Annotated in this window: 17 protein-coding genes; 5 read left to right on the forward strand and 12 right to left on the reverse strand. The window is 48.5% G+C overall.

Going from position 1 to position 13,997, the window contains the following annotated elements:
* Positions 1 to 202 precede the first annotated feature (202 nt).
* The 5 genes from MP213Fo_RS07470 to MP213Fo_RS07490 all read right to left on the reverse strand — a co-directional run bounded on the left by MP213Fo_RS07470 (position 203) and on the right by MP213Fo_RS07490 (position 4,423).
* Complete coding sequence (locus MP213Fo_RS07470) at positions 203 to 514, reverse strand: HPr family phosphocarrier protein (protein ID WP_421088456.1); 312 nt, start codon at positions 512 to 514, stop codon at positions 203 to 205.
* Between the two features lie 53 nt (positions 515 to 567).
* The gene (locus MP213Fo_RS07475) at positions 568 to 969 is read right to left on the reverse strand and encodes a PTS sugar transporter subunit IIA (RefSeq protein WP_421088457.1); all 402 of its coding nucleotides are present in this window, start codon (positions 967 to 969) and stop codon (positions 568 to 570) included.
* A 277-nt stretch (positions 970 to 1,246) separates the two neighbouring features.
* Positions 1,247 to 1,735 (reverse strand): HPr kinase/phosphorylase, encoded by a 489-nt coding sequence (locus MP213Fo_RS07480; protein WP_421088458.1) that lies wholly within the window; start codon positions 1,733 to 1,735, stop codon positions 1,247 to 1,249.
* A 39-nt stretch (positions 1,736 to 1,774) separates the two neighbouring features.
* Complete coding sequence (locus tag MP213Fo_RS07485; RefSeq protein ID WP_421091063.1) at positions 1,775 to 3,619, reverse strand: stimulus-sensing domain-containing protein; 1,845 nt, start codon at positions 3,617 to 3,619, stop codon at positions 1,775 to 1,777.
* 84 nt (positions 3,620 to 3,703) lie between these two features.
* Entirely contained in the window at positions 3,704 to 4,423 is a 720-nt protein-coding gene (locus tag MP213Fo_RS07490) for a response regulator transcription factor (protein WP_421088459.1), read from the reverse strand.
* Between the two features lie 313 nt (positions 4,424 to 4,736).
* Here MP213Fo_RS07490 and MP213Fo_RS07495 point away from each other — a divergent pair, with 313 nt between their 5' ends.
* The 3 genes from MP213Fo_RS07495 (at position 4,737) to lysM (ending at position 7,458) form a co-directional block, all read left to right on the forward strand.
* Complete coding sequence (locus tag MP213Fo_RS07495; protein ID WP_421088460.1) at positions 4,737 to 6,347, forward strand: phosphoenolpyruvate carboxykinase; 1,611 nt, start codon at positions 4,737 to 4,739, stop codon at positions 6,345 to 6,347.
* 108 nt (positions 6,348 to 6,455) lie between these two features.
* The gene (gene arfB, locus MP213Fo_RS07500; protein WP_421088461.1) at positions 6,456 to 6,896 is read left to right on the forward strand and encodes an alternative ribosome rescue aminoacyl-tRNA hydrolase ArfB; all 441 of its coding nucleotides are present in this window, start codon (positions 6,456 to 6,458) and stop codon (positions 6,894 to 6,896) included.
* Positions 6,897 to 7,008: 112 nt separating this feature from the next.
* Positions 7,009 to 7,458 carry a peptidoglycan-binding protein LysM gene (lysM, locus tag MP213Fo_RS07505; protein WP_421088462.1) on the forward strand — a complete coding sequence of 150 codons (450 nt, stop codon included), beginning with the start codon at positions 7,009 to 7,011 and terminating at the stop codon, positions 7,456 to 7,458.
* A gap of 62 nt (positions 7,459 to 7,520) precedes the next feature.
* Here the strand turns inward: lysM and coaA are convergent, their stop codons facing one another.
* The 7 genes from coaA to hisB all read right to left on the reverse strand — a co-directional run bounded on the left by coaA (position 7,521) and on the right by hisB (position 12,557).
* Positions 7,521 to 8,477, reverse strand: coding sequence for a type I pantothenate kinase (coaA, locus tag MP213Fo_RS07510; RefSeq protein WP_421088463.1), 957 nt, complete (start codon positions 8,475 to 8,477; stop codon positions 7,521 to 7,523).
* Between the two features lie 57 nt (positions 8,478 to 8,534).
* Positions 8,535 to 8,858 (reverse strand): phosphoribosyl-ATP diphosphatase, encoded by a 324-nt coding sequence (locus tag MP213Fo_RS07515; RefSeq protein WP_421088464.1) that lies wholly within the window; start codon positions 8,856 to 8,858, stop codon positions 8,535 to 8,537.
* A gap of 302 nt (positions 8,859 to 9,160) precedes the next feature.
* Complete coding sequence (gene hisF, locus MP213Fo_RS07520; protein WP_421088465.1) at positions 9,161 to 9,937, reverse strand: imidazole glycerol phosphate synthase subunit HisF; 777 nt, start codon at positions 9,935 to 9,937, stop codon at positions 9,161 to 9,163.
* A gap of 104 nt (positions 9,938 to 10,041) precedes the next feature.
* Positions 10,042 to 10,788, reverse strand: coding sequence for a 1-(5-phosphoribosyl)-5-[(5-phosphoribosylamino)methylideneamino]imidazole-4-carboxamide isomerase (gene hisA, locus MP213Fo_RS07525; RefSeq protein WP_421088466.1), 747 nt, complete (start codon positions 10,786 to 10,788; stop codon positions 10,042 to 10,044).
* Positions 10,785 to 11,435, reverse strand: coding sequence for an imidazole glycerol phosphate synthase subunit HisH (gene hisH / locus MP213Fo_RS07530; protein ID WP_421088467.1), 651 nt, complete (start codon positions 11,433 to 11,435; stop codon positions 10,785 to 10,787). The genes hisA and hisH overlap by 4 nt, the downstream gene beginning before the upstream one ends.
* Before the next feature lies 1 nt (position 11,436).
* Positions 11,437 to 11,952, reverse strand: coding sequence for a DUF2628 domain-containing protein (locus tag MP213Fo_RS07535; RefSeq protein ID WP_421088468.1), 516 nt, complete (start codon positions 11,950 to 11,952; stop codon positions 11,437 to 11,439).
* A gap of 2 nt (positions 11,953 to 11,954) precedes the next feature.
* The gene (hisB, locus tag MP213Fo_RS07540) at positions 11,955 to 12,557 is read right to left on the reverse strand and encodes an imidazoleglycerol-phosphate dehydratase HisB (RefSeq protein WP_421088469.1); all 603 of its coding nucleotides are present in this window, start codon (positions 12,555 to 12,557) and stop codon (positions 11,955 to 11,957) included.
* A 182-nt stretch (positions 12,558 to 12,739) separates the two neighbouring features.
* Here hisB and hslV point away from each other — a divergent pair, with 182 nt between their 5' ends.
* Both hslV and MP213Fo_RS07550 read left to right on the forward strand, forming a co-directional pair.
* Entirely contained in the window at positions 12,740 to 13,297 is a 558-nt protein-coding gene (hslV, locus tag MP213Fo_RS07545; RefSeq protein ID WP_421088470.1) for an ATP-dependent protease subunit HslV, read from the forward strand.
* A 92-nt stretch (positions 13,298 to 13,389) separates the two neighbouring features.
* Positions 13,390 to 13,992: a DUF2585 domain-containing protein gene (locus tag MP213Fo_RS07550; RefSeq protein WP_421091064.1), complete on the forward strand. Its 603-nt coding sequence runs from the start codon at positions 13,390 to 13,392 to the stop codon at positions 13,990 to 13,992.
* Positions 13,993 to 13,997 lie beyond the last annotated feature (5 nt).

Raw genomic sequence — 13,997 nt, forward strand, 5'->3', positions numbered from 1 at the left:
AGCTCCGCTTTCAACTGTTACAATTGCCATTGAGAATAATTTGTAGCAGATCAAACAATACGGCTCAAATAAAAAATATAAAGCAATCTTTATGTCTTTATATTGCAAAAAGACTAAAGATATGTCGGAATGCGCTGTTCACACCTGAAACCAAAAAAGCACCGGATCAACCGATGCTTTTCAAAGATCGCGTTTGGTCAGATCAGCATTCTTCGCCAAATTTATCGGCAACAAGCTGTTCCAACGCATCAAGAACTGCGATGGCTTCAACGCCGCTGGCACTGATCTGAATACAGCATCCGGGAGAAGCGGCCAGCATCATCAGCCCCATAATTGATGTTCCACCTACACTCATGCCATCTTTTTCAACACGCACATGAGCATCAAAACGGTCAACCAGCTGTACAAATTTTGCCGAGGCCCGCGCATGCAAGCCACGTTTATTCACAATGGTGAGCTGGCGGCTCTGCGCCTGATCCGGCTCAAAATTGCCGTTGACTATAATATGAGGCATGTTGATTTTCCCGCCAGCACCTGACTTATAATCACTCGTCAGCACCTAAAACATTACTTCCCTGTCAGTACCTGACTGGCAACATTAATATATTTACGCCCCGCATCCTGCGCCTCACGCAAGGATGCTTCCATATCGCCTGACTGGCGAATGCTTGTTAGCTTAATAAGCATGGGCAAATTAACACCGGCAATAACTTCAACCCTGCCTGCATCCAACACCGAAATTGCCAGATTGGAAGGTGTGCCGCCAAACATGTCAGTCAAGATAATAACACCCTGCCCCTGATCAGCACGGCTCACTGCCGCAACAATATCTTCACGGCGCTTTTCCATATCATCATCAGCACCGATACAAACGGTTTCGAAATGCTCCTGAGGGCCGACAACATGCTCAACCGCATGAAGAAACTCTTCGGCCAGCCTTCCGTGCGTAACAAGCACGAGTCCGATCATTATAAAACTGCTCCCGCCGGTGGCTTTCATTTGTCACTTTCACAAAATAACAGCCAAAAAGCTTCTGTTTGAGACAGCAATGCAAACACATTGCCCGTTAAAACATAAAACGATAACGAAAATTGATAAATTTTCGTTAAAGCCTCACTAGTGACCCTGACCTGCTATGTTGGCATTGCCAAACATCTGTGCAAGCAAAAAATAATAACTGCCACAAGTTTAGTCTGTTATGCCGCACCAGACACGCTATTTACATTATAAATCAAGCAGAAAACCATTAATCAAGCGGCGACAGGTCACCATCACCCCACCGTTTCATGAATAATGTAGCTTCAATGGCTCTTGCACATTGGAGCGAATCGTATGCACCAGCCAATCGCGGTAACTCCAAAACAGGTATCATTAATCCTGCAAGCTCGCGCTTACTGTCTGCCGGATAGCGCGGAGCCTGCGCTGTAGCCACCAACTCAACCAGAAGGTCGATTTTAGCTTCCGGCTGATAAGGAACTGAAAATAAACCGGCGCCACGAATTTCAATCGCACCGGCAATCGCTGGCGGTGTAGAAGCCATCAGCTTTTGATCACAAACACTCAGAACTGTCTGATCATCAGCAATTAAGGTACCAACCCTACCCGCCATATGCGCTCGTTCAATCAATGTCAGCGCCAGCGAGGTCTTGCCGGATCCTGAAGGGCCACACAGCAAGATACCGTAAGAACCCAAAACCAGTGAGGTCGCATGAAATACAAACGGCTGCTCACTCATCGCTGACCCCCACTCATTGACCTGTCATGACCCGTTAAATTAACTCTCGGTATGTTGTGCAGCCTGCCCGCGCTGACGCTTGCCGGCCACTTCCGGTATTTCGGCGGGCAGCTCTATCAAGAAACGTGCACCCAGCCAGATATCAGGGTTTTCAGACTCTGTAATATTCGAGGCTGTGAGCGTGCCGCCATGTGCTTCAATAATCTGGCGACTGATTGACAGACCTAAACCTGAGTTTTGACCGAAAGCTTCTGAAGAGGGACGATCCGTATAAAATCGCTCGAAAATTCGTTCAATATTTTCAGCGCCGATGCCGGGGCCGTTATCTTCAACCAGGACCTGAATTTTTGTACCCAGATGTTTTAACGAAACTCTGATCTCACCATTATCTTCCGGTACAAAACTACGCGCATTTTCAATCAGATTAGAAACAACCTGACCAAGACGCAAATCGTGCCCGCGCAAATAAAACCCTTTGGCGCCATTAGGCAGCGCGTCAATATTCAGTAAAATTTCTGTGCCAACTTTATTGCGGCGCACTTCACGTGCGGCCTTAACAATATTGTTCAGCAGTGCTTGCATATCCACGCGATCTGTATGTTCACGCGCCAGTTCTGCATCGAGTCTTGAAGCATCAGAAATATCGGTAATCAACCGGTCAAGCCGGCGCACATCATGCTGGATAACATCCAGAAGACGGGTTTTTGCACTCTCAGTTTTGGCCAGAGGCAATGTTTCAACTGCACTTCGTAAAGACGTCAGCGGATTTTTCAGCTCATGGCTAACATCGGCGGCAAAACTTTCGATTGCCTCAATCCGCGCATAAAGCGCATTCGTCATATCGCGGATAGATGTGGACAGATGGCCAACTTCATCCTGACGATCTGAAAAATCAGGAATTTCAACACGCCCCTTAATGCCGTGGCGTACACGGTCAGCAGCCTCTGACAATTTTCGCAAGGGGTTAGCAATTGTCGATGCGAGAAACAGCGACAAGATCACCATGACCAGTGACACCACAACAAACACACGCAGGATAGCATTACGCTCGCCACGTACAATTTTATCGATATCGCCGCCTTCAGTCGACATCAGCAATACGCCAAGCACGGCACGGTAACGCTGGATAGGTACCGCAACCGATACCACCAGCTCACCCTCTTCATTACGGCGCTGTGCTGTGCCGGCAGAGCCGGTAAGTGCTTTGATCACCTCGGGATAGGCAGATCCATTACCACCCGGCTGCTCCTGATAAAGCGGCAGGCTGTTTCGATTGATCAGATTATTGAACCACAAACTGATGCGTTCGCTGAAACTTGGATTATCTTCGTATAAAACCGGCAGATCGTAACTCAACACTTGGCCGCGTGAATAAAGATGACGCGAATCCAGCATAATGTTGGCATTATAATCATAAATACGGGCACGGGTGTTGATTGGCGAAATCAGGCTGAACAATAACGGCGCCACTTTTTCCGGATTAATCGGAAACTCCCAGTTATCAGGCGAATCAGGCGACGGAGTAATGCTTTGGCCCGCCTGCAATTCCAATAACTTGTCCGGATCGATCATAATCGAATTAGTATCTACTGTTGCAGATGAAGCAATAGCCACTGCAATAATCTTACCCTGCGTAAGAAGACTTTCAATTTTAGCATCAACCAACCCGTCGCGAAACTGGTTGAGATACATAATGCCGGATACCAGAACCGCGAGCGCCGCAAGATTAAGAAACAGAATACGCTTGGTCAGGCTGGAAAAAACATAATTTCCCAAAACCCGACGGATCGGTGAAAACAACCGGCGCCAGATAAGCGAGCGCTGCCGGCGCGCAATACGTTCCCGGCGCCGCAACATGCTTCTGTCTTCGGTTTCAGCAACCATATGCGCGATCATTTCCTTCAGCATATCAGATATGCCCGATCTGAACCCAGATCAGAGCGGGCACAATCTGTTCATCATACCATTTTATGCTTCGCGGAAGCGATAGCCAACACCATAAAGTGTCTCGATCATTTCAAAATCATCATCAACGACTTTGAACTTCTTACGCAGACGCTTAATGTGACTATCAATAGTACGGTCATCGACATAAACCTGCTCATCATAAGCAGCATCCATCAACGCATCACGGCTCTTTACCACACCCGGACGCTGCGCAAGAGAATGCAGAATCAAAAACTCGGTTACCGTTAATGTGACTGGCTCCCCTTTCCACGTGCAAGTGTGGCGCTCTTGATCCATTTCCAGCTGCCCGCGCTGCAAAGATTTGGTTGGCAGACCCGGATTTTTAATCGCATTTTCACGAGCAGCCACGCGGCGCAACACCGCTTTAACACGCTCAACCAGCAGACGCTGGGAAAACGGTTTGGTGATAAAATCATCCGCACCCATCTTCAGGCCAAATAATTCATCGATCTCATCATCTTTGGAGGTCAGAAAAATTACCGGAAGATCGGATTTCTGACGCAGGCGCCGCAACAGCTCCATACCATCCATACGCGGCATCTTAATATCAAAGATCGCGAGATTTGGCGGGCGTGCCATCAGGCCATCCAATGCCGAGGCACCATCTGTATAGGTCTCGACCCGATAGCCTTCCGACTCCAGAGCAATGGATACAGAAGTCAGGATATTGCGGTCATCATCAACAAGCGCAATGGTCTGTGTTACCGGAACTTCCCTCATCAGGCAGTGTCTCCTTCGTTACATTCACTGTCAGTTCTGTATATAGCACGTCTTTTAAGCAGCACAAATTAAGTACAAAGTAAGGCAGCAGCCTTTTCAGTTTCGCATTTCCTGTCATTTGTGCCGGATAATTTCATTTTTTATATGTGGATACTCGCAGTTTAAATTGCCATCTAAACGATTTAAGAAAATTTAAAAATAATTTAAACGATTAAAGATTTGAATTTGTCGCGTTAATCTGATTGGGACAGTCTTCTGGCGTGATGAAAAAACATGCGCTGTAGTGCAACCTGTAAAACTGCGAGAAAAGATTATGAAAGAGACTGGCATTCGCAATGCGGCCGCTTCCATTGCAACGACGGGGTTAAAGGATCTCGCCGCGGTCTATTTTAATTTGGGACCAGCTCAGCTCTATGAAGAATCGATCCGTCGCGGTGAGTCTGCACTCACAGCACAAGGCGCATTGATGGCTGTTACCGGCCAACACACCGGTCGCAGCCCTAAAGACAAATTTGTAGTCCGTGATGAAACCACCGAAGATCAGATCTGGTGGGATAATAACAAACCAATGAGCCCGGAAAACTTTGCAAAACTACATGCCGATTTCATCGAGCATGCCAAAGGCAAAGAGTTATTTGTTCAGGATCTCATTGGCGGTGCTGATGCCGAGCATAATATCAAGGTGCGCGTTGTTACCGAATTTGCATGGCATTCGCTGTTCATTCGCAATTTGCTGATCCGCCCTGAGCTGGCGGTGCTGCAGAGCTTTATGCCGGAAATGACCATTATTGATCTGCCGTCATTCCGCGCTGATCCTGAAAAATACGGCTGCCGTACCGAGACTGTGATTGCTGTTGATCTGGTCAACAAGGTTGTGCTGATCGGTGGTACATCTTATGCCGGTGAAATGAAGAAGTCGGTCTTTACCGCACTCAACTACATTCTGCCTGCAAAAGGCATTATGCCGATGCATTGCTCAGCAAATGAAGCGCCAAATGGTGACACCGCTATTTTCTTCGGCCTGTCAGGCACCGGTAAAACCACGCTGTCCGCTGATCCGAGCCGCACACTGATCGGTGATGACGAGCACGGCTGGAGCGAAAACGGCATCTTCAACTTTGAAGGCGGCTGCTACGCTAAGACTATTCGTCTTTCCGCTGAAGCTGAACCGGAAATCTTTTCAACAACACAGCGTTTCGGTACTGTTCTGGAAAATGTGGTGCTGGATGAAAATCATCAGCCGGATTTCAACGACGGTTCGCGCACTGAAAATACCCGTGCCGCCTACCCGCTTGATTTCATTTCCAATGCTTCCAAAACCGGTACCGCTGGCCAGCCGAAAAATGTCATCATGCTTACCGCAGATGCCTTTGGGGTTATGCCTCCTATTGCCAAGCTTACCCCTGCTCAGGCGATGTATCACTTCCTGTCCGGTTATACCGCTAAGGTTGCTGGTACAGAAAAGGGTGTGACCGAGCCAGAAGCCACCTTCTCGACCTGTTTTGGTGCGCCATTTATGCCTCGTCATCCGTCAGAATACGGTGATCTTTTGCGCAAGCTGATTGCTGAGCACAAAGTTGATTGCTGGCTGGTCAATACCGGCTGGACAGGTGGTGCTTATGGTACCGGCAACCGTATGCCGATCAAAGCAACGCGTGCCCTGCTCTCGGCCGCTCTTGACGGTTCGCTCAATAATGTTGAGTTCCGTACCGACCCGAATTTCGGTTTTGAAGTGCCGGTTGCGGTTGCAGGCGTGGATTCCAGCATTCTTGACCCACGCTCAACCTGGGCAGATAAACAGGCTTACGATGCACAGGCAGCCAAACTCGCCAATATGTTCATCAGTAATTTTGTTAAGTTTGAAAGCCATGTGGATGCAGAAGTACGCTCCGCAGCGCCGGGCCTTGCACTCGCTGCTGAATAAGCAGCAATCGTAAGCGGCTCATCAATATTTAAAACGGCACCCCTTGGGTGCCGTTTTTATTTCTGTTACAGCCTTCGCAGTCTCCAGAATTTCCGTTATAAATCAATCATGACGGAACAAAACAAACATCTCATCCGCATTACCAACCGCATCATCATTCATGAAAACCTGCTTGAAGAGAGTTTTATCCGCTCTTCAGGCCCCGGTGGTCAGAATGTGAATAAGGTTTCGACTGCTGTGCAATTGCGCTTTGCAGCCGCGCAGGCCGCTCTGCCAGAAGATGTTTATGCCCGTCTGATCACGCTTGCCGGACAACGCGCCAATAAAGACGGCGATATTCTGATTGAGGCCAGCCGTTTTCGCACACAAGAAAAAAACCGAGAAGATGCGCGCGCGCGCTTGATTGCACTGATAACAGAGGCCGCAAAACCACCGCCGCCGCCGCGCAGAAAAACCAAACCAACCAAAGGCTCGATCGAGCGGCGCCTGAAATCTAAATCGGGACGAGCTGATGTTAAAAAAATGCGCCAGCGCGTAAAGGACGATTAAAAAACCTTTTATTTTAAACAGATGCCTTCCCCAAAAGATTTATCAGCCTATATTATCAGTCAATCCGTTAAATTTTTCCGGATCACAATTGGCACCAATAAGGAGATATGGCATGGGCATTTTTGACTTCGTTAAGTCTGTCGGAACCAAACTTGGCTTCGGTGAGAATGAACCAAATGCAGATGATCTGAAAAAAGAGCTGGATTCCCATAATCTCGGTACCGGTGATGTAAAGGTTTCAGTTGAAGGTGACAAAGCTGTTCTGACAGGCAATGTCAAAGATCAGTCCGCTTTTGAAAAGGCGATTATAGCGGTGGGCAACTCGCTCGGCGTATCCAAAGTGGAAGCCTCTGAGCTTAAAGTTGACGGCGCAACTGAAGAAGGCGCTCCGGTGTTTTACACTGTGCAAAAAGGCGACAATCTCTGGAAAATCGCTGAAGCCCAATATGGAAAAGGTCAGGGCGCCAAAAATAACATTATTTTTGAAGCCAATAAGCCAATGCTGACCTCGCCGGATAAAATTTATCCGGGTCAGGTATTGCGTATTCCTGCTGCTTCATAAGATTTACAAAACAACTTATTAAAAAGCCCCGCAGGTTTATCCGGCGGGGCTTTTTTGTTAATTCAGATTTTACGTAACGCAACTTCTTCAATCATATGATTGGCGCCTTTGCGCAAAATCAAATCTGCCCGCGGGCGTGTGGGTACAATATTCTCAAACAGGTTTTTGAGATTGATATTGGTCCAAAGCCCCTCGGCAATTGAAAGCGCCGTCTCTTGCGACAATTGCGAGTAGCGGTGAAAGAAGCTCTGCGGATCACGGAACGCCGTTTCACGCAGCTTCATAAACCGGTTGATATACCATTCATGGATCAGTACCGGATCAGCATCAATATAAATAGAAAAGTCGAAAAAATCGGAAACAAAAGGTACAACTTTACCGTCTGCTGGCAGATCACGCACCTGTAGCACGTTAATGCCTTCAAAAATCAGAATATCAGGCCGGTCAATGGTTACATAGTCTCCCGGCACCACATCATAGGTCATATGGGAGTAAACCGGCGCACGCACATGGCTAAGCCCTGCTTTCATCGAGGTGAGAAAACTCAGGATCGCGCCGGTGTCGTAACTGTCGGGAAACCCTTTGCGCTCCATGCGGCCTTCAGAGCGCAGCACCTCATTGGGATATAGAAAGCCGTCAGTGGTCACCAGCTCAACTTTTGGACTGGAGGGCCAGCGACGCAGCAACTCCTTCAGAATACGCGCTGTGGTCGATTTACCGACAGCAACAGATCCGGCAATACCGATAATAAACGGCGTTTTAACCGCATCATCCTTCATCAGAAACTGTTTACGCTGCGTATAAAGCGTTTGCATTGCCTCAACATGGGTCGACAGCAACCGCGACAAGGCCAGATAAATCCGGCGCACCTCATCCAGATCCACCGGATCGTTCAGGGAGCGCAGACGTTTAACTTCGTCCATTGTCAGGGTCAGCGGCGTGTCGGCTCGAAATTGAGCCCATTCCGCGGCTGTGAATATCTGATAGGGCGAGTAAAGCTTATTACGAAAAAGATCCATCGCGTAAATTTCGATCTCTGAGTGAAAACTGACGGTAAAATACAGTGAAAGTCAGTATTATTGCGATTTTCGAGCCGCTTTTTCCTCAAGCCCTGTCTGCGATGTACGGTTTTCAAGCTCTTGCATTACCGAATGCAGTGAAACGCCTGCAATTTTCCACACCACCAGCAAATGATAGAGCAGATCGGCGCTTTCTGAAATTACCCCGTTATTGTCTTTCATCATTGCAGCAATAACGGTTTCAACAGCTTCTTCACCCAGTTTTTGGGCGGCTTTATGCTGTCCTTTAGCAATCAAAGAGGCAGTATAAGATGAACCATCCGTAGATGCGGCGCGTTCAGCTACAATCTGCTCCAGATCAGCAAGTGAGAAATCTGTCATGCTGCACTCCTGTTTCAGTGCAATTTCAGGGATGACCGAGAGGAATCCGGCCTGTCCGGCTCATCAATGCAGCGGTCTTTACAGCAAATGAGGGATGAAAAGCACCCCCCATCTCATTGAACAAGTAAAATTTACAGGTTGTGGGCCAAATCATCAGTATTTTGCGCAAAAAACCTGCAAACGCACGCCTAGAGCATTTCACGATCAAGTTGAATCAACTTGATAGGCATGACAATGCGAAAAAGCTAAAATCTAGAGCAAGCGCTGCGATCCAACCTGATCGTTACCCGCTCTAGCGCAGTTTAATCAAGCCGCACTGCAATACCATGGCTTGCCATATAACGTTTGGCCTCTTCAATCGTATAGGTGCCAAAGTGGAAAATGGAGGCAGCCAGCACCGCGCTGGCATGACCCTGTTTAACACCAGCCACCAGATCATCAAGCGAGCCTACACCACCGGAGGCAATCACAGGTGCCCGTACAGCATCCGCCACAGCGCGGGTAAGCGCCAGATCATAGCCAACTTTAGTGCCATCACGATCCATTGAGGTCAGCAGAATTTCCCCTGCCCCCAGATCAACCATCTTGATGGCAAATTCGATCGCATCAAGACCGGTCGCTGTACGTCCGCCATGGGTAAAAATCTCCCAACGATCCGCCTCATTTGCACCGGAAACCTGTTTGGCATCGACAGCCACAACAATACATTGATTGCCAAATTTATCAGCGGCCTCAGCGATCAGATCAGGATTTTGTACCGCAGCCGTATTGATAGAAACCTTATCGGCACCCGCCAGCAAAAGCTTACGGATATCACTGACAGCACGCACGCCACCGCCAACGGTGAGCGGCATGAAACATTGTTCGGCTGTTCGTGCTATAACATCAAAAATCGTCTCGCGATTATCGGATGAAGCTGTGATATCAAGGAAACAAAGTTCATCTGCACCCGCCGCATCATAGGCTTTTGCAGCTTCAACCGGATCACCGGCATCAATCAGATCAACAAAATTAACGCCTTTGACGACACGACCGTCTTTAACATCGAGACAAGGAATTACACGCGCTTTAAGCATCAATGCCCCCTATCTGTCGTGTCTTGTTTAAGTTTGTCTGTCCTCGCTGCGCTCCGGGCAGACGGGCACGCCCGTCTTTGACATCGAGGCAAGGAATTACACGCGCTTTAAGCATCAATGCCTCCCCGTGCAGCCTTTAGTAGCGCCAGCGCTTCAGCCGGATCAATGCGGCCGTCATAAAGCGCACGGCCGGAAATTGCGCCTTCAAGCTTACGCGCATCGGCTTGCGTCATACGATGAATATCATCCATCGACGCCAGGCCACCGGATGCAATAACAGGAATGGAAACAGCCTCAGCCAGCCCAAGCGTAGAAGGCCAGTTAATACCCGCCAAAATGCCGTCACGGTCAATATCCGTATAGATAATGGCTGCGACCCCTGCCCCTTCAAACTTTTTCGCCAGCTCGATCACACCAAGCTCTGATGCTTCAGCCCAGCCCTCAACGGCAACCTTGCCGCCTTTCGCATCAATGCCAACGGCAACTTTACCCGGAAACTGCTTACAGGCTTCAATCACCAATTGCGGATCACGCACCGCAATCGTGCCGAGGATAACACGCGACAGGCCCTTGGAAAGCCAGCTTTCAATATGCTCAAGCGTGCGGATACCGCCGCCGAGCTGCACCGGATTTTTAGTGGCTTTTAAAATTGCTTCAACGGCTGCGCCATTCACACTACTGCCTGCAAATGCACCATTAAGATCCACCACATGCAACCATTCAAATCCCTGATCTTCAAAGGCTTTTGCCTGAGCTGCAGGATCAGTATTATAAACCGTAGACTGGTTCATATCGCCGAGTTTCAGGCGAACGCATACGCCGTCTTTCAGATCAATTGCCGGAAAAAGTATCATGGCTTCCACTTCAGGAAATTGGTAATGAATTTGAGACCGAGGCGCTGGCTTTTTTCCGGATGGAACTGTGTGCCAACAATATTGCCGCGTGCAACCGCAGCTGTCACTGTCTCGCCATAGCTGGTGGTTGCCAGCACATCAGATGCATTTTGCACATCAAACTTATAGGAATGCACGAAATAGGCATGCAAACCATGATCGCCGGTTGCAATATCAGTAAAGACCGGATGATCGTAATGCAGATCAAGCGTATTCCAGCCGATTTGCGGAATTTTTAAAGCCGGATCAGACGGCTTCATTTCACGCACATCGCCCTCAATCCAGTTCAACCCGGCGGTCACTGATTTTTCCAGACCGCGTGTCGAGAGCAATTGCATACCGACACAAATGCCGAGAAAAGGCCTCGCCTGATGATGAACCACGTCGTTCAGTGCATCAAGCATGCCCGGCACATTATCCAGCCCGCGGCGGCAATCCGCATAGGCGCCTACTCCCGGTAAAACAATATGATCAGCGCTCAGCACAGCCTTGGCATCGCTTGTAACATCAATATGGATGGAACTGCCCATATCACTCACAGCGCGTTCAAAAGCCTTGGCTACGGATTTCAAGTTTCCGGAACCATAATCGATAATGGCGACACGCATGTCACACCCTTCCGCGATATTCAACTAAGCCGATCATAGTACCTGTTGCAGGCGCTCCATTCGGCATTGTATCGGTTTTTACTGCCGCAGTACCTTCAAGATGACGTTCTGGTTCGCTATGTTCAGCAAACCGTGCAGCACCATAAAAATAAACTGTTTCCGCATCCCACAGATCAGTGGCATTGATCTGTGCCACTTCCTTATAACCCTTGTATCTCAGGGCTGCGAGATACCAGTTGCGCCCTTCAAGCGCAACAAACAGCGACAGCAAAAATGACAAGATTGCAACCGCATAAGGTGAGGAAAGATATGTACCCAGCATACTGAATGCGCCCCATCCGATCACTGCAATCATCAGCGCATGCCACCAAAGACGATGGATCACCAGCCACAAAAACGGCAGGATCAATGCCAGAACTGAAAATTCATCACGCACAAAAACCGTGTGATCCCCACATGCAGATTTATGCTTGCATATTGCTGCGTCTGTCGGTTCAAGAACGATGTAGCTGGCCATGATCAGCCCTTTAATGTGCCTTTTGTCGAAGGAATAGCATCTTTCTGCCGCGGATCGGTTTCAATCGCCATGCGCAAAGCGCGCGCTACTGCTTTGAAACATGTTTCGGCAATATGATGATTATTAATGCCGTAGCGCAGATTCACATGCAGCGTGATGCCGGCATTTTGTGCCAGTGCCTGGAAAAACTCACGCACCAGCTCTGTATCAAAGCTGCCGATTTTCGAAGCATTAAACGGTACATTCCAGATCAGAAACGGCCGCCCTGAAACATCAAGCGCTGCCGAAGTCAAAGTTTCATCCATCGCCAGATCAAGCGACGCATAGCGCACAATTCCACGGCGCTCGCCAAGGGCCTCAGCAATGGCTTTACCAATCGCAATACCGGTATCTTCAACTGTGTGGTGATCATCAATATGGGTATCGCCCTTGGTGGTGATTTTCATATCAATCAGCGAGTGGCGCGAAAGCTGCTCAAGCATATGATCAAAAAAACCAACGCCGGTCGAAATATCAAACTGGCCGGTTCCGTCCAGAAACACTTGCACCTCAATGCTGGTTTCTTTGGTGCTGCGGCTGATTTTTGCTGTACGCTGAATGCTCATATTAATAATCCGGTCTTGTTCTTCTCCACTGTTGTTCTAGAACAGTGCCACAGTTTTGCCAAATGCTTTGATGCAGCAGTGTTAATTATTGGCGGTAGTATTTCACGCCCTGTTGTATTTCTGATCAGGCATCATAAATAGAGCAAATAGATTTTTACAAAATAATCAGCGGAGTTGCCCCTATGATTGAACATAATCCGACAACAATTTATGGCACCACGATTGTCACAGTGCGCAAGGGCAACAAAGTGGTAATTGCCGGTGACGGTCAGGTTTCTCTCGGCCAGACCATTATGAAAGGCAATGCCCGCAAAGTGCGCCGCATTGGTAAAGGCGGTAGTGTTATTACCGGTTTTGCCGGTGCAACAGCTGATGCATTTACGCTGCTGGAACGCCTTGAAGCCAAGCTTGAACAATATCCGGATCAGCTAATGCGCGCTTCAGTCGAGCTTGCAAAAGACTGGCGAACAGACCGCTATTTGCGCAAGTTAGAGGCCATGATGCTGGTAGCCGATAAAAACATAACACTGGCAATTACCGGTCTTGGTGATGTGCTGGAGCCTGAAAACGGCGTTATGGCCATCGGTTCCGGCGGTAATTATGCGCTGTCTGCAGCCCGTGCACTGATTGATACGGATATGGATGCGGAAGCGATAGCCCGTAAAGCGATGACAATTGCTGCCGAGATTTGCATCTATACCAACAGCAATTTCACGGTAGAAAGCCTTGATTGCGCGTAAGACACTGCCATTTATGCTAACATCATAAATTTCTTACCGATAAACGTATTTCGCCACCGGTTTTCTCAAGGCGCGAAATGCAATAAAGGCGCATTGTGACCTCATCCCGTTTTACTTCTGCCTCATCTCCTGCAACCTGGAATTGGGGCAGGGCATTTATCATCATAGTCGTTGTTATGGCCGCACAGGCCATAGCTCTTTATATGATGGGGCGCCAGCCGATCTGTGAATGCGGCACAATCCGCCTGTTCGTGAATGAAGTGAACAGCAATGAAAATTCCCAACAGCTCTTTGACTGGTATACGCTGTCTCACATTATTCACGGCTTTATTTTTTATGCCCTGTTCTGGCTGATTGCGCCAAAAGCTCCGTTGCATATGCGCCTTTTGCTGGCTCTCGGGCTGGAGGTCGCTTGGGAGCTGCTTGAAAATTCGAATTTCATTATTGACCGCTATCGCGCCAACACGTCATCAGTTGATTATTACGGAGACAGCATCCTCAATTCGGTTTTCGATACCCTATCTATGGCCATAGGCTTTTTTCTAGCCTCAAGGCTTCCTATATTAGTGATAATCGCCACGGCAGTGTTTTTCGAAATTCTTGCCCTTATCGTTATTCGAGACAACCTCATTCTCAATGTTATCATGCTACTGCACCCGTTTGACTTTATCCGGCAGTGGCAAAGCGGATCTTGATAAAT

This window comes from Pseudochrobactrum mosebachae (assembly GCF_048914685.1).
GTDB lineage: Bacteria > Pseudomonadota > Alphaproteobacteria > Rhizobiales > Rhizobiaceae > Pseudochrobactrum.